Genomic DNA, 21,718 nt, shown 5'->3' with positions numbered 1-21,718 from the left:
AACAACGTACCTCATATGAGAGCTAGAGCCGCTATAGCAGACTAAGATTGAGGGTAACGTTGTGCTAAGAAAGAGATCGCGCTAGCCCGATCGCCCAAATCGCCATCCAACGCAGCCGCCAACAAATCATCCAACATTACCTTAAACCCAGGCCCGGGCTTGTAACCCAAAGCCTTCAAGTCATTGCCGTTTAAAGGCGGCTCAACATTCGCCAACCGGGTGATATATTGCCAAATCTGGCGGCGGGCGCTGCGGGGGCTTTGCAGGGCGATCGCAATTAACAGCGGCAACTCATAATTCCTCAACAGAAACACTAATTGACTGGGTAAATTACACTTCAGTAAACCCTTTGCTAATTCCTGATTTCCAGCTTCCAAAACTTCCAGCCGCTTAATACTGTCAGCAGGTAACTGAAGATTTGTAGCCACTTTAACCCGATATTCCGGTGCTAAATAAGCGATCAAAACTTCCAGCCGCATCAGCCAATCTGGAATATTGATAATTGGGAATTGGGAATTGGGCATTGGGAATTGGGAATTGGGAATTGGGAATTGGGCATCGGGCATTAGGAATTGGGCATTGGGAATAGTTTGTTCCTTCTTCCTTCTTCCTTCTTCCTTCTTTCCTCTTCCTTCTTCCTTCTTCCGACTTCCCTCTTCCTTCTTCCGACTTCCCTCGGATTTCTTCCTTCCATTCAAACATCGATCGAGCAAACGCAGTCGCCGCCACAACGGACGATCCAAATCTAAAGTAGGATGAATACAGCGCAAAGCTTGCAAATCTCCCAACATCTGCAAAGCAACCTGCCAATAAGGAGCTTGCAAAATGTACTTCAATTCACTTTTGAGGCGAGTTTCCAAAGCCGGAGCTCTGCCGTTTTCCCCCTGAATTCGGTAATAAATTCCGCTTTCCAAAGCGTGGCGGATGTATCCTTCAGTCTGCGATTCAATGGAAAATCCCAGCCGTACCGCAAACCGCACCGCCCGATAAATCCGCGTCGGATCTTCGATAAAACTGTTAGCGTGCAAAACTCGAATTTGCCGCGATTCCAAATCTAGCAAACCGCCAAAAAAATCCAACAATTCGCCGCTGCGGGGAACTCCCAACCGCACAGCCAGCGCATTAATAGTAAAATCCCTGCGGTACAAATCTTGGCGGATCGAACTCGCTTCAACTTCGGGATTTGCAGCCGGATAGGGATAAAATTCAGTACGAGCCGTAGCGATATCCAGCCACAGCGAGCCGAAAGCAGAGTCTTTGTGCCACAGCAGCGCGGCGGTTTGAAATTGACCGTGAACGTCTAAACGCGAGTCTGGGTATAATTTCTGGAGCGCTGAGGCTAATTCGACACCGGCACCGGAATCGTCGGTACCGCAGTTGCCATCAACTACCAAATCAATATCAGTTAGGGTAACAGGCAAGATGCCTGTTCCACAAGAGTTTAATGTTGTGGGGTGGGCATCTTGCCCGCCCTTGGTGTCATTCAAAGCTAATAATAAATCGCGGACTGCTCCACCGACAATATAAAGTTGCCAGCCGCGCTCTCGTGCAATGTTGGCAGCGATCGACAATAATTGCCATAATTCGCTACTAATGCCCGATCGCAACAACTGCTCAACCGACTCAGATACAGGATAATTAGACAATTGAGAATTACTTCCACTATCGCGCGCTTTTTGCTGGTGCAATTCCCGCAACACGTCAGTGCGAGTCACAATTCCCACCAGTTGGCCGTTTTCCAATACTGGCAAACGCCCGATATCGTATGTCACCATTAAAGCTTCAATTTCTGGCAGCAAGGTATCCGGGGCGATCGTTTTTAGCTGCGGAGTCATGTAACCCTTAACCGGAGCGTGACTGAAACCGTGGTGGAGGGCGATATCAATGTCGCGGCGCGAGATAATGCCTGCCAGTAGATCGCCCGTATCGACCACTGAAAGTCCAGAATGTCCGTAACGTAGGAGGATACGGTGAGCCTCTCCCACGGAGATTTCCGGGCGAATGCTCCTCACTGGGGATGACATTAATTCGCGGGCGGTGGGAGGGTGCGGGATTTGAGCTTTGAGTTCGTCGGCTAATTGATTTAAAGTCAGCAGGGCGTCAACATCTCGGGTGGCGAGGGATGCGGCGCGGGCGTGGCCTCCGCCGCCGAAAGGTTTGAACAATTCGCTGAGGTTTGTGCCTTCGATACGCGATCGACCGATAATAGCTAAGCGGTTGGAAACTGGCGATTGGGCGATGTTGCGGTTGTCGTTTTCGCTAAATTTATAAACATTGCCTAAAAGTAGAGCATCGGTTTCAGTTAAATCCAACAAGCGAGAAGCTAGCGCCGAAAGTCCGGGCACGTAGGCTTCAGTAGAAAGTAATACCCAAGCTACTGTATAACCGTGCAAGGTTTGCGATCGCAAATTCTCCAATGCTTCTCTGAGCAAATCCTGCAATTGCGGAGACAAACCGGGTTCTACATATTCAGAGATTACCCGCAAACTTGCTCCTTGTTCCATCAACCACGCCAAAGCCATTGCATCTCGCGCGGTTGCGCCGTCGAAGGTGAGGGAACCGGTATCGACGTGGATACCGAGGGCCATGACTGTGGCTTCTGAAGGTAAAAGCCGGGATACTGTATCGCCGTTTTCTGCTGAATTTTTGAGTTTTTCGCGGAGTTTTTCGACAATTAATGTGGTGGTTGCGCCGACAGCTTCGATTTGGGTAACAGTCGCGGGGATGTCCAAATCGGCTTGGAGATGGTGGTCAAAAACCGCTATTTCGTTGAGGTGTGGCAAATCTAGCCATTCGGCGGCTTTTCCTAAACGATCGCGCCCCGAGGCATCTACTATAGTAATCGATCGAATTTGTTGCGGATTGACCGATCGGCGTTCGATCAGCGGGTACTCGTCGCGGTGCAGCGCCAAAAAATCCCGCACTGTCGGGTGACAACCCCCAGTCAGCACAATTCTGCTACCGGGGCGCAGCACGCAAAGTCCCACCGCTGCTCCCAAGCTGTCAAAATCTGCTGTTGTGTGGCACAAAACTAAGTCCATAGCCGGAAAATCTCGTATCTCTCACTCCCACACTAGCAATTTCTGGGGCTTTGATACCGGGCGATCGCACTATAGCAAAACTTACGCATGGGGCTAGAAACCGGGTTTAGGTAAAAAAATTGCGACGAGGAACCAGAAATCACCTAATAAACCCGGTTTCCGAGGTTTAATGCGACCTCGACTGCTTAACTCAGCCTTCAGCCTGTCTTGAACCCAGTGTTCTGTCAAGTAGCGAACAATGATAAAATTGATGTAAATCTCAAGAGCCGCTGGCGCCTGTTCGCGCAACGCCCGAATTTGCAAAGTCTCTTTCGTATCAATCAACCGACAATTTCTGGATTACTATCGGGATACAGTCAGTCGATTGTAGATTGTAGATTTTAGATTTACTCCACAGATCGATCTGGGAGATGCAACTTTGGTCTAAGATTTTGAAATCTCCACGACGTAAGTCGGGGAAGTGAACCCGTTTTTAAATGGGTCAAAAACTATAATCTGGAATTTTTATCCAGATTATTACAAACTATTTCTCGTCAACGCACGGCTATATCGAAAGGAGAAAAAATGTTATCAATTCTGTTTCAATTGGTTTTACTGGCTCTCGTACTGCTGTCTTTTGTGATGGTAGTTGGCGTGCCTGTTGCTTATGCCTCTCCCCAAAACTGGAATCAGTCTAAATCCTTGATTTTTGTAGGTTCAGGTCTGTGGTTCTTGCTGGTTATTGCAGTGGCTGTATTGAACTTTTTGGTAGTTTAAGCTCGCCCATCGCTCTCGAATAAAGAAGGTAAAAGATAGAAGGCTGAAGGCATTAACCAGAATTTTGAAGGTATTCGGTATTCGGTACCCACTAAAAAATTTCCAATCCGCGCGATCCTGTATGTTTGTGCACTTGAGATTAAAATCAGATGTTTCTGCTTTCTAAACTTTACCTTCTGGCAAACAAAAATCTAAAATCTAAAACCTAAAATCTAAAATTAGAGCACTATGGCAGTTTTCGAGGGAAATTTTACTCAAACAGAATCTTTGCGATTTGCGATTGTCATCGGTCGTTTTAACGATTTGATTGTCAACAAACTTTTGGAAGGATGTCAAGATTGTTTGAAACGCCACGGCGTTGATATCAATCCTCATGGAAATCAAGTTGATTTTTATTGGGTTCCCGGATGTTTTGAAATTCCTTTGGTGGCCCGCAAAGCTGCTCTTTCTGGCCGCTACGATGCGGTAATCTGTCTGGGTGCGGTAATTCGCGGTCAAACTCCGCATTTCGATTTTGTAGCTGGTGAGGTTTCTAAAGGAATTGCTGCTGCTGCTTTTCAAAGTGGTGTCCCGGTGATTTTTGGCGTGGTGACGACTGACACGATGCAGCAAGCTTTGGAAAGGGCGGGAATTAAGAGCAATTTGGGCTGGAATTATGGGATGAGTGCTCTGGAAATGGGCACTTTGATGCGTCAAGTTAATAGTTTGGGTGGAAGTTCTTACGATCGATTACCGGAGGCTGCTGCTGTTCAAGTGCTCCCGGGCGATCGGGCTTAATATATCTTCTCAGATAACTCGGCGATTGAAATCGCGTCTACAAAAACAAAGTCCGCGCAACGCGAGACTAAGAAATAAAGTAGGTAAGGAAAGCTACGAATAGTGTCACCGCGAAAAGATTCTCGATCGCAGAATATCACCGTTTGGGAAAACTGGGATTTTTCGCTCCCGATGAGCAAGTAGAATTGATTCGCGGAGAAATTATCATCAAAGCTGCTAAAACTACGTTTCATTCTGTTTGTAATTCGCTACTATTAGGAGAGTTGTGCACGCTGGCGATAAAAAAGGCGATCGTGCGCGGTCAAGAGCCGATAATTTTATCTACTACAGATAGCGAACCAGAACCTGATGTGGTTATCGCCCGCAATCGTTCCGATCGTTATTTAGCTTCTCACCCGGAGCCTGCGGATATCTTGTTAGTAATTGAGGTTTCTGATTCTACTTTAAAGTACGATCGCGAAACAAAGCTATCTCTCTATGCCGAATCTGGAATTGCTAATTATTGGATATTTAATTTAGTCGATCGTCAACTCGAAATGCACAGCGAACCTTATCAAAAAAGACAAGGTGATTTCAATTATCGATCGCAAAAAGTCGTTCTGCAAAATGAGGCTGTCGTAATTCCGGGGTTTCCCGATTTGTCTCTGGATTTGTCTTTGGTGTTTCCAGCCTAAGCTGAATTGACTTTAAAACACTCCCTGAATTTTCAGTATAATTTTATACATTTATTGTCAATGGCGATCGCCCTTTGGCTTACTGAGTATCCTAGAATACATAAATTTCCTCAAATACTGATTTATCTGTAAATTTTTTAACTAAAAATCGCCCATTATCTAATATTCCTCAACAGTTTTATGAGATTTATCTAAATTTGGTTGCACAAATATGAGAAATTCGTTATGTTAAGTTTTGTGTAAGCATTGAGGCCGTCTCAACTCGATCCTAGGATGGCTTTCAGTACAAATGCTGTACAAACAGTATTTAACGTATTCTTAACAAACAGGTTTGAAAGTGAACTTTCAGGTCAATTGTTAACGTAATATTAAATAATTAATTTGTCCAGTTAATACCTAGGAAGCTTACCAACAAAGGGATTGATAATTTTGAGGTTCGCCCGGATACTTACAGTTACTTACCAACATGAAAGTGAAAAAAATTTATGGGTGACATTCAAGCTACGTTTACAGCTACCGATCGCGCTTTTCACATTGAAGGGTACGAAAAAATTGATTTCAGTCTACTCTATGTAGATGGCGCTTTCAAACTCGAAAATCCAGAAATTGCGGATAGCTATCGGCAATTTGGTCGCTGTCTAATGGTTGTAGACCAGACAGTGTATGGTTTGTACGGCAAGCAGATGCACTCTTACTTCCAGTATCACGAGATAGATTTAACCGTCTTTCCAGTGAGTATCAAGGAACCAGATAAAACCTTAACCACCTTTGAAAGCATCATAGATGCCTTTGTTGATTTCGGACTGGTGCGGAAAGAACCTGTCTTGGTAGTCGGTGGTGGATTGACTACTGACGTAACAGGTTTTGCCTGCTCCTCCTATCGCCGTCGGACTAACTACATTCGCGTACCAACAACCCTAATTGGGCTGATTGATGCGAGTGTGGCGATCAAGGTAGCTGTGAATCACGGTAAACTAAAAAACCGCCTCGGTGCTTACCATGCTTCGCAGAAAGTAATTTTAGACTTCTCTTTCCTGAAAACTCTGCCGATCGACCAAATACGCAACGGCATGGCAGAGTTAATTAAGATCGCGGTTGTTGGCAACAAAGAAATCTTTGAATTGTTGGAAAACTACGGCGAAGCATTGCTGCACAGCCACTTTGGGTATCTAGATGGCACATCAGAACTGCGAGAAGTGGCGCATCGCTTAACCTACAATGCGATTCAATCAATGCTAGCCTTAGAAGTACCAAACCTGCACGAGCTAGATTTGGATCGAGTGATTGCCTATGGTCACACTTGGAGTCCGACGCTGGAACTAACACCGGAAATTCCGATGTTCCACGGCCATAGTGTCGCCATCGATATGGCTTTTTCGGCGACTATTGCTCAACAACGGGGCTACATTTCGATCGCCTCGCGCGATCGCATCCTAGGATTAATGAGTCGCCTCGGACTAGCAATTGATAGCCCTCATCTTACATCAGAATTGCTCTGGAAAGCAACAACATCCATCGCCCGTACCCGTGACGGTCTCCAACGTGCGGCGGCTCCATGCCCCATTGGTGACTGCTTTTTCATGAATGATTTGACTCGGACTGAGTTAGATGAAGCCCTAGCGGTGCATCAAAAAATCTGTCATGGCTACCCACGCAATGGCGATGGCGAGAATATGTATGTGGTACTGAACAAAGTTGGAACTCCTTCCACCGCAGGGGTATAAGGATGAGACCTGTTACCCCAGTCGGGATTTTGGCTGCGAAACTGGAAAGTCTTGTGCAGCAGGTAGAGTCAATTGATGCGATCGATCGAGCTTTCAAGGCAGAATTACAACAAGCCTACGAATTGGCAAACGGTCTCGATCCCTACCTGAACCTTTGTACCACAGCAGAATCTCCCGCCTTAGCCACCTTAGTCAAGCGCACCCAATCAGAAGATTGGAGTAAGCGATTCTCCGACGGCGAGACAGTGCGCCACCTCGAACAAGAGATGCTCTCCGGCCATGTGGAAGGGCAAATGCTCAAATTTCTCGTCCATCTGACGAAGGCACAGCGCGTACTGGAAATCGGGATGTTTACTGGTTACTCAGCACTAGCGATGGCTGAAGCCCTTCCCGTTGATGGAAAAGTAGTCGCCTGCGAAGTAGATACTTACGTCGCTGAATTTGCCCAGAAGTGTTTCGACGAATCGACTGCTGGCCACAAAATATCAGTGAAAGTGGCACCAGCTTTAGAAACCATGAAACAATTGGCTGCTGCTGGAGAAGTGTTCGATTTAGTGTTTATCGATGCTGACAAAGGTGGATACACAGACTATCTCGACTTACTTCTGACGACTGGTTTGTTGGCTCCCAATGGCTTGATTTGTGCCGATAATACTCTGATGCAGGGACAGCCCTATTTGTCGGATACTGCTACTGCTAACGGAATTGCGATCGCTAAATTCAACCAGGCTGTAGTTGACGATCCGCGCGTAGAGCAGGTGTTAGTGCCATTGAGAGATGGGATTACCTTGATTCGGCGCGTTTAGGGATTTAATATAATTCATCTGCGTTTATCTGCGTTTATCTGCCTGTATCTGCGGTAAAAAAAGGGAATTTATTAACCGCAGATGACAATGGATTAACGCGGATTCACGCAGATGAATAAAAGAGAGATATGAATAATTTCGATGAAGGGCGGATTTGATATTGCCTTTAATTAGAGTACCTACTTACTAGAAAATTATGATCAAAACAATTTCAGTTGCAGCGATGCCATCTGAACAGGAAAAAAATGCGGGTAATCGGCGCTTCCAAACAGCACTTAAAACAATAGCAACTCTAACTTTGTTGCTATTAGTAATGCCCCTGAATCTAACTTTGACAATAGTGGCATTACTGAGATTCATCATCATCAAACCGTTCCAGTCTCGATCGCTCGCAGCCACTCCGCAAACGATTTTGATCAGTGGCGGCAAGATGACTAAGGCATTACAGCTAGCCCGATCGTTCCACAAGGCCGGTCATCGGGTAATTTTGGTTGAAACTGAGAAATACTGGCTGACAGGTCATCGTTACTCTTGGGCAGTCGATCGCTTTTATACAGTACCAAATCCCCAGACAGACGAATACCCGCAAGCACTCTTAAAAATCGTTCAACAAGAGAAAGTTAATGTTTACGTGCCGGTTTGTAGTCCAGTCGCCAGTTACTACGATGCCGAAGTCCAAAGCGTACTTTCTCCCCACTGTACGGTAATGCACGTAGATGTGGAAATGCTGCAAAGATTGGATGATAAGTATACATTTGCCGCTGCTGCGATCGCATTAGGGCTGCGAGTCCCGAAGTCTTACCTAATTACAAATCCCCAGCAAGTAATTGATTTTGACTTCACTGGTGCAAAGCGTCCATATATTATCAAAAGTATTCCCTACGATTCTATCCGCAGATTAGATCTCACTAAATTACCCTGCGAAACCCCAGCCGAAACTGCCACTTTTGTCAACTCTTTACCAATTTCCGAGAGTAAACCTTGGATTATGCAAGAGTATATTCCGGGACAAGAGTTCTGCACTCACAGTACCATCCGTGATGGTCATGTTCAGTTGCACTGTTGCTGTGAATCATCAGCATTTCAGGTAAACTACGAAAATGTCGATCGCCCAGACATCGAAAATTGGATTCGTCAGTTTGCCAAAAGCCTCAATTTGACTGGACAAGTTTCCTTTGATTTCATTCAGGCGGCGGATGATGGACAGATTTATGCGATCGAATGTAATCCCCGCACCCATTCAGCTATCACGATGTTTTACAACCATCCCGATGTCGCCAAGGCTTATTTAGATCGCGACTCTTTACCACAAACTGTGCAGCCCTTGGCATCTAGCCGCCCGACTTACTGGATTTACCACGAAATTTGGCGATTGGTGACTAATTTGTCGTCGCCAAAGCTAGTTTCTGAGCGGTTACAAATTATTGTTCAAGGTAAAGATGCCATCTTCGATTGGAACGATCCATTACCATTTTTGATGGTGCATCATTGGCAAATCCCATTATTGTTATGGGGAAATTTGCAGAAGCCGAAAGAGTGGATTCGGATTGATTTTAATATTGGCAAACTTGTGGAAATAGGAGGAGATTGAGTATGTCAGTATTACGGGTTTTGCATTTAGTTGGATCGGCAGTCAGTGATTTTTACTGTGACTTGTCACGCCTTTACGCCCAAGATTGTTTGGAGAATACGGCTAATTCAGCACTGTATGAATTTCATATTGCCTATGTTTCTCCCGATCGCACCTGGCGTTTTCCGACATCTCTCGATAAAAGTGCGATCGAGGCCGCTCATCCCATGTCTTTAGCGGGCGCTGTGCAGGTGCTGACCGACCTCCAAATTGATGTAATGATCCCCCAGATGTTTTGCATCCCAGGCATGACTCAATACCGCAGCTTGTTCGATCTCCTGAATATTCCTTATGTGGGTAATCCCGCAGAGTTGATGGCGCTGGTGGCTGACAAAGCAAGGACAAAGGCAGTGGTAGCAGCCGCTGGGGTAAGTGTACCGTTGGGAGAAGTTGTCCGTGCGGGCGATCGAACTTTGATTGATTTCCCGATCGTCCTCAAGCCACTAAATGGTGATAATTCCATTGGAGTTACCTTCGTTAAAGATGCCGCTGACTATGATGCAGCTTTGCAGAAAGCATTGACTCATTCAGATGAAGTATTAGTAGAAAAATTCATTGAATTGGGTAGAGAAGTTCGCTGTGGAATTATCGTCAAAGCAGGCGAATTAGTCTGTTTGCCACTAGAAGAATATGCTCTAAATGCTGAGACAATGCCGATTCGGAGTTATGCCGACAAGCTGAAACAAAATGACGATGGCAGCTTGGGTTATGCCGCTAAAGATAGTACCAAATCGTGGATAGTTGACATCAGCGATTCGGCAACTGAGAGAGTTTGGGATATGGCCAGAAAATCTCATATAGCTTTGGGTTGTCGCGATTATAGTCTATTTGATTTTCGGATAGATCCGCAGGGAAAACCTTGGTTCTTGGAAGCGGGGCTTTACTGTTCTTTTGCTCAGAAAAGTGTACTTTCTGCGATGACGAAAGCATCGGGAACTTCTCTGGATACTTTTTTTGAAAGTATGTTGCAAAATGCTTTATGTAAAATCCCAAATAACTAAGGAATGATATAGAGGAGACGGCAATGCCGTGTCCCTACAGTATTATTGTGGGTAGGGACACGGCACTGCCGTCTCCTAATTTCTTGAGCCATAATACAGTTTCTGTAGGGTGCGTCGCGATCGACTAATTCAACGCACAGCGACAATCTCATGGCGACGCACCTGACAATCACGGCGGTGCGTCGCCATGAGATTATGGGAGGGAGATTACGGAAAAATTTGCCAGCGACGCACCCTACTTTCTGGGGGTCAACTAAATACTGATTTTTGATTTAGTCGATCGGCGCGATCGGTATTTTGATATTATGGACACGAGACTATAGCAGACTTCACTTCCTATGTCAAGAGTTACTGATATTGATACGAGTAACTCTTGTGTAATATTTGAGCTTTCCGCATACTAATCACCAGACAGAGGAAACCACAACATGATCCAAACCATATCCAAAACAATCACGTTTAACAATCACGTTTGATGAGTTCGTTGCTTGGTATCCAGAGAACTCTGTCCATAAGTACGAACTACATAATGGAGTAATTGTTGAAATGCCTTTAGGAACCGGCGACCATTCGGAAGTTACGGGTTTTATACACTCAAAACTAGCAGTTGAAATTGACCGTCGTGAATTACCCTACTCAATTCCAGGTGACTGCTTACTCAAGCTTTCCCGTAACGAAGCAGGTTATCAACCAGACGTAATAGTCCTAGACAGAACCGCACTTGCAAATGAACCACGCTGGAAAAAAGAATCTATCATCACGATGGGGTCTTCGGTGCGATTGGCTGTAGAGGTTGTCAGCACGAACTGGCAAGATGATTACCTGGTTAAAGTAGCTGATTATGAAAGATTGGGTATCCTGGAATATTGGGTTGTGGATTATGCTGCTTTGGGCGGCAGACGCTTCATTGGCAATCCGAAACAACCTACTATCTCGGTTTACCAGTTGGTTGACGGGGAATATCAAATCAGCCAGTTTCGGGGAGATGACATAGTTGAGTCGCTGGCATTCCCAGAGTTGAAATTAACGGCAGAACAGATTTTTCGGGCTGGTCTGCCTGCAACCGAGCCAAGTTAGAATGAATAAGGCGATCGGTATCAAAAGGATATCAAATGGGGTACAAAACAACCCCAATTTTTTAACAAATCTGCGTTTTGTACCAAGTGCTGTTCTGTCAGGACGGGCGATCGGACTCACATCAGCTACAGTCCAATTTGTCAATGATAGCATCTATCGTTGTGTCATCTTTTAGCTTTCGGCATACTAATCACCAGACAGAGGAAACCACAAACAATCACGTTTGATGAGTTCGTTGCTTGGTATCCAGAGAACTCTGTCCATAAGTACGAACTACATAATGGAGTAATTGTTGAAATGCCTTTAGGAACTGGCCGCCATTGCCGCGTTATAGCTTTAACCAGGGACGAAATCATCGCAGAAATCAGGCGACTGAAATTGCCTTGCTTTATCCCCGCCCACTACCTGCTCAAACCCGTCCGCAACGAGGCGGGCTACCTGCCAGACGCAGTTGTCCTAGACGAAGCAGCTCTCACAAAAGAACCGCGCTGGGATAGGGAATCCATCATCACGATGGGGTCTTCGGTGCGACTGGCTGTAGAGGTCGTCAGTACCAACTGGCGGGACGATTACCATCTCAAATTCGCCGACTACGAAGAAATGGGCATCCCCGAATACTGGATTGTGGACTACCTCGGTTTGGGCGGCCGCAAGTTCATCGGTACTCCCAAACAACCCACACTATCGGTTTGCCAGTTGGTTGACGGCGAGTATCAGGTAAAACAGTTTAAGGGCGATGACATAGTTGAATCGCTGGCTTTCCCAGAGTTGAGGTTGACTACCGAGGTGATTTTTCGAGCCGGTCTGCCTCCAACCGAGCCGAGCTAGAACGACTGGGGGGCGATCGGATATTAAAAGAATATCAAAAATTGTACTTTGTACATTGTGTAATCTTCTAGCTTTCCGCATACTAATCACCAGACAGAGGAAACCGCAACATGATCCAAACCATATCCAAAACAATCACGTTTGATGAGTTCGTTGCCTGGTATCCAGAGAACTCTGTCCATAAGTACGAACTACACAACGGAGTAATTGTTGAAATGCCTTTAGGAACCGGCGACCATTCGGAAGTTACGGGTTTTCTTTCCAGTGAAATCAATTTTGAAATCAGACGGCTGCAATTGCCTTACTTTATCCCTGGTGATTGCCTAATTAAACCCGTCCGTGACGAAGCAGGTTATCAACCAGACGTAATAGTCCTAGACAGAACCGCACTTGCAAACGAACCACGCTGGAAAAAAGAATCCGTCATCACGATGGGATCTTCGGTGCGATTGGCTGTAGAGGTTGTCAGTACGAACTGGCAAGATGATTACCTGGTTAAAGTAGCTGATTATGAAAGATTGGGTATCCCGGAATATTGGGTTGTGGATTATGCTGCTTTGGGCGGCAGACGCTTTATTGGTAATCCGAAACAACCTACTATCTCGGTTTATCAGTTGGTTGACGGGGAATATCAAATCAGCCAATTTCGGGGAAATGACATAGTTGAATCGCTGGCATTCCCAGAGTTGAAATTAACGGCAGAGAAGATTTTTCTTGCTGGTTTGCCGAACTAACCAAAGCTGTTATTCCTAGACTTTCTGGTGTGATATAATCTGAAAAAGTGCGATCGATATTTATAAAAATTTATACCGTGCCGTAATGACTACGCCGCCGAATCCGCTGACTCCGACTCCGACACCATCCCAATCGAGTCCAACTCCTGTAGTGCCATCTCCTCCAGTAAGTACGAAATTGGGTACATTCACGCAAAAGTTAGTGATGAATGTTTTAGAGGTTGTCGATCAGGTGTTATATGGGTTAATGGGTCAACTTGGGAGAACAGTTTTTGGGTCAATTCAGGATGCGATCGCGATCGGTATTCTTTTAAAACTTCCCGGTTTAATCGGTGAAATTATTATCGGTAAAGATTTTTCAGGTTTCGATATTTGTCTAAAAGAAAGCCCTTGGGGTGTATCTCGTTATGCTTGTTTCATTATTGTAGCTTCTGATTTTTTGTTGTGGATAGTTCTCGCAGGTCGAATTATTGGTAGATTTTGGGCAGATTTAAAAGATTTGAAAAATAATCCCTAGGAGATATTTGATATGACTTTAGTCAACCGGAAACAAATTAGTCTTTATGAAGAAGCTGAAGCTGGATTAAATTCTTTAGTCAAGCAAACGGCTCAAGTTGGTGTTGGTTTGTTGGGGATACTGTTGCTGACAGGAGGAAGTCCGCCAGCTTTGACAGTAGGGTTAAGTGTAGTTGGGGGAATTGCGTTTGTTGCTTGGAGCGAAGAGAAGCGACTGACTAAATTTTATGCGAGGCAGACTCAGCTAATACAGAATTCTGTCATTGCGAGTGAAACGAAGCAATCGCAACTCAAACATCATCCTGTCATTGCGAGTGGAACAAAGCAATCGCAAATTCCTAATACCAGTGAGTCTGAGCCGACTAAATTTGAGGGACGACAATCGCAACTTCCTAACTCTAGTGAGTCTGAATTGCTTGCAAATGACATCAAACAAATCCTTGAAGCAGATACAGATAATTTATCGGAATTGATGAAACAGGCTGGTCTAAATCCAGATAAAGATTTAGCAGGAGCTGATTTAAGTAGTGTTAAAGCAGTTGGCTGCAAATTGAGCCGATTCAATCTCAGTGGCGCTGACTTAGATAATACCGATTTGAGTCGTACCGATCTGAGTTTTGCGAACTTAAGCAATGCTAAACTAACAAACGTAAAACTTTGTCGCGCTGACTTAAGTGGTGCTGACTTGAGAAATGCTTTGCTAATGGATGCCGACTTGAGTTTTGCCGACTTAAGCGATGCGGACTTGAGCGGTGCCGATTTGATTAATGCTGACTTAAGCAATGCCAATTTAAGCAATGCCAATTTGCACAATGCTAATTTGACAGCGACCAACCTGAGTACCGCCAATTTGAGCGATGCTAACTTGAGCAGTGCCAACTTGAGTGATGCCGATTTGAGCAATGCCGATTTGAGCAATGCCGACTTGAGCAATGCCAATCTGAGCACTGCCAAAGTAGAAAGTTCTCGATTTGGTAACAATGCCGGACTATCTGAAGATGCAAAGTATGAACTACAAAACCGAGGTGCAATCTTCCCGCAAGATTTCCCGCAAGACGAACGGATACTTGAATACGAGCTATAATAGTTGGGTAACTTTGGGGTAAGTAAAAAACTAACATGAATCAAACTTCTACAGTTACGATCGCCAATACATCTTATAAAATCCTCGCAGAACTCTCTGCAAACTCTGGAAAATCAATCCAAGCAGTTCTCGAACAAGCGATCGAACAATACCGAAGACAACAGTTTTTAGAAGCAGCAAACCAAGCTTATATTGCTCTACGCAATAACTCCGAAGCTTGGCAAGAAGAACTTGAAGAACGATCGGTCTGGGATATTACTTTAGAGGATGGTTTAGAATGACCTCAGCAGCAAAACCATCACGCGGTGATATATGGCTGATTGACTTGAATCCAATACGAGGACGCGAGCAGTCTGGCAAGCGTCCCTGTCTGATAGTATCTGTAGATTCATTCAATCAGGGTGCTTCGGCATTAGTCGTTGTGCTGCCAGTTACATCTAAGGATAAGGGAATCCCCTGGCACGTTGAAGTTAACCCTCCAGAAGGAGGACTTAGACAGCGAAGTTTCATCAAATGTGAAGATGTACGCTCAATTAGTATAGAAAGACTTTTTGAACTGTGGGGCGCAGTTTCTCCAACAACATTAATGATGGTAGAGGAAAGACTGCGTATTCTTTTAAATTTATAGAGAATCATCATATAAAATAATTCTGTACTGTGATAGATTTCCAGCGCAGAAACTCCCAAAAATCCGGTTTATTTGGTTTTGATGCTGAATTCCCGGTTCAAATTCACGCAACCTTGCAATTTTAGAAATTGTGTGATACCATAAAACGTTCTTGAAAATAGCGCAACAGCAAATATTACTGCATGGCAACGAAGCCAACGATCGCATTTACCCACCTCGGCTGCGAAAAAAATCGCATTGATACCGAACACATGATTGGCTTGCTGGCTCAAGCAGGCTATGAAGTCGATTCTAATGAAGAATTAGCCGATTACGTCGTCGTCAATACTTGCAGTTTTATCCAAGCTGCGCGAGAAGAATCAGTCCGCACCCTGGTAGAATTAGCCGAAGCTAATAAAAAAGTAGTCATCACTGGCTGCATGGCACAGCATTTTCAGCAGCAATTGCTGGATGAATTGCCCGAAGCCGTCGCAATTGTCGGCACTGGTGATTATCATAAAATAGTCGATGTGATGCAAAGGGTCGAAAAGGGCGATCGAGTTTCCCTCGTCTCTAGTGAACCTACTTACATCGCTGACGAAACTACTCCTCGCTATCGCACAACATCCGAAGGTGTCGCTTATCTGCGAATAGCCGAAGGCTGCGACTACCGTTGCGCTTTTTGCATTATCCCGCACTTGCGCGGAAATCAGCGATCGCGCACCATAGAATCTATTGTCGCTGAAGCTAAGCAATTAGCCTCCGAAGGGGTAAAGGAAATTATCCTAATTTCTCAAATTACCACCAACTACGGCAAAGATATTTATGGCGAACCCAAACTAGCCGAATTACTCCGCGCTTTGGGCGAAGTAGATGTACCTTGGATTCGGATGCACTACGCCTATCCTACAGGTTTGACTCCGCAAGTTGTGGCGGCAATCTGCGAAACTCACAACGTTTTGCCATACTTGGATTTACCTCTACAACACTCGCACCCGGAAATTCTGCGGGCGATGAATCGGCCTTTCCAAGCTGGGATCAATGATGCCATAGTCGATCGCCTGAAAGCATCAATTCCTGGTGCCGTGATGCGGACAACTTTTATAGTCGGCTTCCCTGGCGAAACAGACGAACACGCAGCACACTTGCTGGAATTTGTCAAGCGCCACGAATTCGATCACGTCGGAGTATTCACATTTTCCGCCGAAGAAGGCACCCCAGCCTACAGCTTGCCAAATCAACTCCCAGCAGAAAAAATGGAAATTTGGCGAAATGCAGTTATGGCGGCACAACAACCTATATCATTAAAAAAGAATCAAGAATCTGTCGGTCAGGTAGTTGATGTCCTGATAGAACAAGAACAACCAGAGACAGGTGAGTTGATTGGTAGATCCGCCCGGTTCTCCCCAGAAGTAGACGGACTCGTCTATGTGACAGGAGAAGCACGGCTGGGATCGATCGTACCTGTGAAAATTACAGACGCAGATTTCTACGACCTTCATGGTCAAGTAGAAATCGCTCGAACTGTCTCGTTAGCTAAAGCAGTATCAGCCCCCCGCTAGGAGCGTAGCCTCGCGTCGGGATGAGTGCCAGTGAGTTGACGATTCCACTCCCGCGAGTCGAATTCCAAGCCGTGCTGTGGAACAGCGACGGGGTGGATGAGGAAACGAGCAATTCTTCTGATAAAATTGGTACATCTTGACCACCAATGCCGTAAGCGAAAACCAAGCTCATAGGTACGTGTTGCCAGAAAAAGTATGGGTCTTGGAAGGACTCCTGCCCGGGCGAGGCAATGTAAGACCAATAGAATTACGGAGTTCTGGCGGCTGTTGCCAATGAATTGGGAAGCCCGTGCTCTACCGCAGGTCAGCGTCGGGTAGTTCACTGTTTTGTTTCTGAATGTAAAGAGTTATGCTAATATAAAGTCAGAAACCAGCGGGGAGAATTTGAGATTGCTTCGCCGTCCGCCCTACACCACAACGGTATCCCGAAAGAGTGTTGAGATGGATAGGCGGTAACGGTAGTCCAAAAACGGATAGAAGCCGCCGACGCCAGGAGTAGAGAGATTAAAATTTTAGACGCTAGTTCAAGCTGCCAGATTCATCTGTGGAGTAAATCTAAAATCTAAAATCTAAAATCTAAAATCGACTGACGGTCGCTACATACCCTGTTGAATCCCGCAGGCGACGGATTGCGGGATAGCGCCTGAACCAACAAAACTGTAACTACTATATATGTAGTAAAGTGGGGCTGGTCATCATCCTCACTATAAAATGCCCTAGAGAGAAAGCTTGCAAGTACCTCAAAGGAAGTCCAATGTACTGTTTAAAGAATGTTGGAAGCCGATAACCCCACCGCTGGCGGTTGGTATCGGTGATGTCAGAAAATCAAAGACGGCTGTCGAATCGGTAAATTAGTCACCATCGACGGAGCTGCCCTATACTCGATTGCTATTTGAAAAGGTGCGCGCAGGCGCAGCACCATACAGAACTCACAATGAGTTCCTGCCCTAGAGCAGAAATCCGCATCCGAGTTGGGCAACTTAGAAGGCTAAGACTCGTTATTAGGAGAATTAATGAATTTATTGTTTGAAGGTTTGGGTCTTTCCGAAGAACTCGTTCTCCATCTGGAAACACTCGGCTTTACAGAACCTACTCCCATCCAAGTACAAGCAATTCCGCACCTGCTAGCAGGCCGCGACGTTGTGGGTCAAGCTCAAACTGGAACGGGCAAAACGGCAGCATTCTCGTTGCCCATCTTGGAGCGGATTGATTTAGATCTAACTGCGGTGCAAGCATTGGTGCTCACACCGACTCGTGAATTGGCCATGCAGGTAACTGAAGCCATCCGCGATTTGAGCGGTATCAGCAGCGACGGCCCGGTAAAAGTCGGTCGCTCTCTGCAAGTTCTGACCGTGTACGGCGGTCAATCGATCGATCGCCAAATGCAGCGTTTGAAGCGCGGCGTTCACATTGTTGTCGGTACACCCGGACGCATATTGGATATGCTCAGCCGCGGCAGCCTGAAACTCGACAAGGTACAGTGGCTGGTTTTGGATGAAGCTGACGAAATGCTGAGCATGGGCTTTATCCAAGATGTGGAAAGAATCTTGGATGCTGCACCAAAAGACCGTCAAACGGCATTTTTCTCGGCGACGATGGAAGCTTCTATTCGGAAATTGGTAGCGCGGCATTTGCGGAACCCAGTCAACGTCACCGTAGAACAACCAAAAGCAACGCCGAAACGCATCAGCCAAGGCGTGTATATGGTTCCCCGCGGCTGGTCTAAGGCAAGAGCTTTGCAGCCAATCCTAGAAATGGAAGACCCGGAATCGGCGCTGATTTTTGTGCGGACTCGGCAGTCGGCGGCGGAACTTACTAGCCAACTGCAAGCAGCAGGCCACAGCGTTGACGAATATCACGGTAATTTGAATCAGGCACAGCGGGAACGTTTGCTGCATCGGTTCCGCCAATGTCAAGTCCGCTGGGTAGTGGCGACTGATATTGCTGCGCGGGGTTTGGATGTGGATCACTTGACTCACGTTATTAACTACGATTTGCCCGATAGCGTAGAAAGCTACGTTCACCGGATCGGACGCACGGGCCGGGCCGGCCGCGAAGGAACTGCGATCACGCTGATTCAACCAGTGGATCGCCGCAAATTGCGCTTGATTGAACGCCACGTGCGATCGAGCTTGACTGTACGAAACATTCCGACACGGGCACAAATTGAAGCTCGTCAGTTGGAAAAGATGCAGGGTAAAGTTCGCGAAGCTTTGGCTGGCGAACGGATGGCATCTTTCTTGCCTCTGGTGTCTCAGTTGTCCGAGGAATACGACTCCCATGCGATCGCCGCAGCAGCTTTGCAAATGGCCTTCGATCAAAGCCGTCCGGCTTGGATGGGCGCGGATTACGCTCAACAAGAAGATCCCCCTATTGGTGGAGAAAACAGCGTCAAGCCAATCTTGATCAAGAAGCGGGCTAAGACTGGCGCGCCGACTAATTCAGTCGGTTCGAGCGTTCCTGCTCCCGTTCCCCAGAACAGCTAATTAGTAGGGTGCGCGCTGCGCGCCTTATTTTCTAACTGGTAGGGTGCGAAATTCGCACCTTATTTTTTTATGTGTGGAATTAATCTATAGGTACGTAGTTGCGCTTCAGCGCTCTTTATATGTATGAAAGAGCGCTGAAGCGCAACTACGTACCTTGACTGCACGTGATGCTCAATACTTGTTTTCAGCAAACCTAAAAATCCTCTGAAGTAACAAGGACTGAAGTCCTCACTACAAACCTCTACAGGGGGATTTTTGGACTGCTGTGTAGTATTTTAGTTGAGCTGCGTGCCGACAATAATCTTTTGCACGCGATCGCCCTTCAGTTCCAAAACCAAATTAGAAGCCTTTTGGTCGTTGCTGTAAGTCAACCGACTCACTCCACCCTGCACGGATTGCGAGCTGTAACCGTAAGTTTTAAGGACTTTTTGACTTTTATCTCCTACCTTAATACTACTCGTTGTTACGTACTTGGGATTCGTAGTAGAAATTAAATAAACTTTGCCATTCCAGGCTGCTACCGTCAATTTCGAGTAGGTTAGCGTGCGAATCTTGCCACCCATAGCCTTGCTACCCGGTTTAGTTTCATCCCGCTGCGGTTTGCCCAACTTGCGTTTAGCCTCTTCTACAGACATCCCCAAACGAACTGGGCCAATCCCCAAGCGCGAATAGTCGATCGCCGCCGGCTTTTGTGTGGCGTTCAACATACTTTCTAGAGCCACAACAGTTTGATTCATACCCACAACAGGGCGAATTAAAGCAGCAAATCCGAAGCTCGAAATTGCGATATTGAGCATGATGCCAGCAACGGCTGTTGTCACAAACAATCTTACCATTTTTTTATACCTTTATTTTGCAGTTTATTCCTGCAATACCCTGTTATATCCGGATAAATACTAATGATTGCGGGCGAATACAATTCGCTCCTAAACAGGCAAAGTCCGCCTGCGAGGACTCAAGCAGTAAGGATATTCATCCCCAAAAATATAACATAGAGAAACCCGGTTTCAGCAGGGGGCGTACCCCCGTGTTCGTCTTGATTCGGGGTTTCTGAATACCAACACCATTTTACGTTTAATTAGCGCGAATACTTCATCACCGGAATGGGTGTGATATCCTAACAAAAGCCCTTTCTCCATAAAATTTGCAATTTAGATGACCGCCATAGATTCCACTAAACACCAGAAATCTAAAGCCCTGAAACCGGGCAGCCGCCGCCCCGCTAAAGAACTTTGCAGCGAGTGCGGTTTGTGCGATACATATTATATCCATTATGTCAAGGAAGCTTGCGCTTTCTTAACTCAGCATATCGCAGAACTGGAAGAGGAGATTCACGGGCGATCGCGCAATCTCGACAATCCCGACGATTGGTACTTCGGCGTCAGTCAAAATATGATGGCGGCCAAGAAAAAAGAACCAATAGAAGGCGCTCAGTGGACGGGAATTGTCAGCTCAATTGCGATCGAAATGCTGGAAAAAGGCATTGTTGAAGGTGTTGTCTGCGTTCAAAATACCAAAGAAGACCGCTTTCAACCGATGCCTATAATTGCGAGAAATCGCGAAGAAATTCTCGCTGCAAAAGTCAACAAGCCAACTCTATCTCCCAACCTTTCAGTGTTGGAACAAATCGAGAAGTCGGGGATGAAACGGCTGTTAGTAATTGGCGTCGGCTGTCAAATTCAAGCATTGCGTACAGTCGAGAAACAACTCGGTTTAGAAAAGCTCTACGTTCTCGGAACTCCCTGTGTAGATAATGTTAGCCGCGCGGGCTTACAGAAATTCCTAGACACGACTAGCCGTTCTCCTGAAACGGTGGTATCTTACGAGTTTATGCAAGACTTTAACGTTCACTTCAAACACGAAGATGGTTCTACGGAAAAAGTGCCATTTTTCGGATTGAATACAAAAGAATTGAAAGATGTGTTTGCTCCTTCTTGTTTGAGCTGTTTTGATTACGTTAATTCCTTAGCAGATTTAGTGGTGGGCTACATGGGCGCACCTTTTGGCTGGCAGTGGATTGTGGTACGAAATGATACCGGACAAGAAATGTTAGACTTGGTAATGGATCAGCTAAACACTCAGCCGGTGATGTCTCAGGGAAACAGAAAAGAGGCTGTTCAACAAAGTATTCCAGCTTACGAGAAAGGTGTGACTTTGCCGATGTGGGCGGCGAAGTTGATGGGAGTGTTTATTGAGAGAATTGGGCCGAAGGGTTTGGAATATGCTCGGTTTTCAATTGATTCTCATTTCACTCGCAATTATCTGTATGTGAAGCGGAATTATCCCGAAAAATTGGAGGCTCACGTGCCGGAATATGCTAAGCGGATTGTCGGGCAGTATAAGTTGCCAGAGGTTTAAGCTGGTAGGGTGCATGATATTATGCCCTGTTAATTACTATTAATAAAAAATGTTTGT

21 protein-coding genes are annotated in these 21,718 nt (G+C 45.9%); 17 read left to right on the top strand and 4 right to left on the bottom strand.

What is annotated here, in order from left to right:
- Window positions 1-41: 41 nt before the first annotated feature.
- Complete coding sequence (locus tag JGK36_RS28450; RefSeq protein ID WP_293198241.1) at window positions 42-3,041, bottom strand: CBS domain-containing protein; 3,000 nt, start codon at window positions 3,039-3,041, stop codon at window positions 42-44.
- A 93-nt stretch (window positions 3,042-3,134) separates the two neighbouring features.
- Window positions 3,135-3,365, bottom strand: coding sequence for a hypothetical protein (locus tag JGK36_RS28445; protein WP_293184908.1), 231 nt, complete (start codon window positions 3,363-3,365; stop codon window positions 3,135-3,137).
- A 240-nt stretch (window positions 3,366-3,605) separates the two neighbouring features.
- Here JGK36_RS28445 and psbZ point away from each other — a divergent pair, with 240 nt between their 5' ends.
- The 15 genes from psbZ to rimO all read left to right on the top strand — a co-directional run bounded on the left by psbZ (window position 3,606) and on the right by rimO (window position 16,817).
- On the top strand, window positions 3,606-3,797 hold the full coding sequence (gene psbZ, locus JGK36_RS28440; RefSeq protein WP_293184909.1) for a photosystem II reaction center protein PsbZ: 192 nt from the start codon (window positions 3,606-3,608) through the stop codon (window positions 3,795-3,797).
- Window positions 3,798-4,025: 228 nt separating this feature from the next.
- Entirely contained in the window at window positions 4,026-4,574 is a 549-nt protein-coding gene (gene ribH, locus JGK36_RS28435; RefSeq protein WP_293184911.1) for a 6,7-dimethyl-8-ribityllumazine synthase, read from the top strand.
- 125 nt (window positions 4,575-4,699) lie between these two features.
- A complete protein-coding gene (locus JGK36_RS28430) occupies window positions 4,700-5,248 on the top strand; it encodes a Uma2 family endonuclease (protein ID WP_293184977.1) in 549 nt (182 codons plus the stop codon).
- 485 nt (window positions 5,249-5,733) lie between these two features.
- On the top strand, window positions 5,734-6,972 hold the full coding sequence (locus JGK36_RS28425) for a sedoheptulose 7-phosphate cyclase (RefSeq protein WP_293191712.1): 1,239 nt from the start codon (window positions 5,734-5,736) through the stop codon (window positions 6,970-6,972).
- Between the two features lie 2 nt (window positions 6,973-6,974).
- Complete coding sequence (locus JGK36_RS28420) at window positions 6,975-7,778, top strand: O-methyltransferase (RefSeq protein WP_293198239.1); 804 nt, start codon at window positions 6,975-6,977, stop codon at window positions 7,776-7,778.
- A 196-nt stretch (window positions 7,779-7,974) separates the two neighbouring features.
- A complete protein-coding gene (locus tag JGK36_RS28415; protein WP_293198237.1) occupies window positions 7,975-9,369 on the top strand; it encodes an ATP-grasp enzyme in 1,395 nt (464 codons plus the stop codon).
- A gap of 2 nt (window positions 9,370-9,371) precedes the next feature.
- Complete coding sequence (locus tag JGK36_RS28410; protein WP_293184917.1) at window positions 9,372-10,409, top strand: ATP-grasp domain-containing protein; 1,038 nt, start codon at window positions 9,372-9,374, stop codon at window positions 10,407-10,409.
- A 465-nt stretch (window positions 10,410-10,874) separates the two neighbouring features.
- Window positions 10,875-11,486: a Uma2 family endonuclease gene (locus JGK36_RS28405; protein WP_293198246.1), complete on the top strand. Its 612-nt coding sequence runs from the start codon at window positions 10,875-10,877 to the stop codon at window positions 11,484-11,486.
- Window positions 11,487-11,675: 189 nt separating this feature from the next.
- Window positions 11,676-12,314, top strand: a complete 639-nt coding sequence (locus JGK36_RS28400; RefSeq protein WP_293201240.1) for a Uma2 family endonuclease — start codon at window positions 11,676-11,678, stop codon at window positions 12,312-12,314.
- 110 nt (window positions 12,315-12,424) lie between these two features.
- Window positions 12,425-13,048 (top strand): Uma2 family endonuclease, encoded by a 624-nt coding sequence (locus JGK36_RS28395; RefSeq protein WP_293184919.1) that lies wholly within the window; start codon window positions 12,425-12,427, stop codon window positions 13,046-13,048.
- Window positions 13,049-13,133: 85 nt separating this feature from the next.
- The gene (locus JGK36_RS28390) at window positions 13,134-13,565 is read left to right on the top strand and encodes a hypothetical protein (RefSeq protein WP_293184920.1); all 432 of its coding nucleotides are present in this window, start codon (window positions 13,134-13,136) and stop codon (window positions 13,563-13,565) included.
- Between the two features lie 12 nt (window positions 13,566-13,577).
- A complete protein-coding gene (locus tag JGK36_RS28385) occupies window positions 13,578-14,648 on the top strand; it encodes a pentapeptide repeat-containing protein (RefSeq protein ID WP_293184921.1) in 1,071 nt (356 codons plus the stop codon).
- Window positions 14,649-14,683: 35 nt separating this feature from the next.
- On the top strand, window positions 14,684-14,929 hold the full coding sequence (locus tag JGK36_RS28380) for a hypothetical protein (protein WP_293184923.1): 246 nt from the start codon (window positions 14,684-14,686) through the stop codon (window positions 14,927-14,929).
- Window positions 14,926-15,276: a type II toxin-antitoxin system PemK/MazF family toxin gene (locus JGK36_RS28375; RefSeq protein WP_293184925.1), complete on the top strand. Its 351-nt coding sequence runs from the start codon at window positions 14,926-14,928 to the stop codon at window positions 15,274-15,276. The genes JGK36_RS28380 and JGK36_RS28375 overlap by 4 nt, the downstream gene beginning before the upstream one ends.
- Before the next feature lie 182 nt (window positions 15,277-15,458).
- Window positions 15,459-16,817: a 30S ribosomal protein S12 methylthiotransferase RimO gene (gene rimO / locus JGK36_RS28370; RefSeq protein ID WP_293184926.1), complete on the top strand. Its 1,359-nt coding sequence runs from the start codon at window positions 15,459-15,461 to the stop codon at window positions 16,815-16,817.
- Here rimO and JGK36_RS28365 read toward each other — a convergent pair.
- The gene (locus tag JGK36_RS28365) at window positions 16,792-16,989 is read right to left on the bottom strand and encodes a hypothetical protein (RefSeq protein ID WP_293184928.1); all 198 of its coding nucleotides are present in this window, start codon (window positions 16,987-16,989) and stop codon (window positions 16,792-16,794) included. The two genes, rimO and JGK36_RS28365, sit on opposite strands and share 26 nt — an antisense overlap.
- A gap of 841 nt (window positions 16,990-17,830) precedes the next feature.
- On the opposite strand from JGK36_RS28365, the gene JGK36_RS28360 reads away from it, so the two are divergent.
- On the top strand, window positions 17,831-19,303 hold the full coding sequence (locus JGK36_RS28360) for a DEAD/DEAH box helicase (protein ID WP_293184930.1): 1,473 nt from the start codon (window positions 17,831-17,833) through the stop codon (window positions 19,301-19,303).
- A gap of 275 nt (window positions 19,304-19,578) precedes the next feature.
- Here JGK36_RS28360 and JGK36_RS28355 read toward each other — a convergent pair whose 3' ends face one another.
- Window positions 19,579-20,139, bottom strand: a complete 561-nt coding sequence (locus JGK36_RS28355) for a hypothetical protein (protein WP_293191722.1) — start codon at window positions 20,137-20,139, stop codon at window positions 19,579-19,581.
- A 319-nt stretch (window positions 20,140-20,458) separates the two neighbouring features.
- On the opposite strand from JGK36_RS28355, the gene JGK36_RS28350 reads away from it, so the two are divergent.
- Complete coding sequence (locus tag JGK36_RS28350; RefSeq protein ID WP_293198235.1) at window positions 20,459-21,661, top strand: Coenzyme F420 hydrogenase/dehydrogenase, beta subunit C-terminal domain; 1,203 nt, start codon at window positions 20,459-20,461, stop codon at window positions 21,659-21,661.
- The last annotated feature ends 57 nt before the right edge of the window (window positions 21,662-21,718 follow it).

It is taken from the genome of Microcoleus sp. PH2017_35_SFW_U_B, assembly GCF_020737865.1.
In the GTDB taxonomy this organism is placed as follows: Bacteria; Cyanobacteriota; Cyanobacteriia; order Cyanobacteriales; family Microcoleaceae; genus Microcoleus.
The sequence above is the reverse complement of the archived record's forward strand: the minus strand, read 5'-3'. Positions and strand labels throughout refer to the sequence as shown.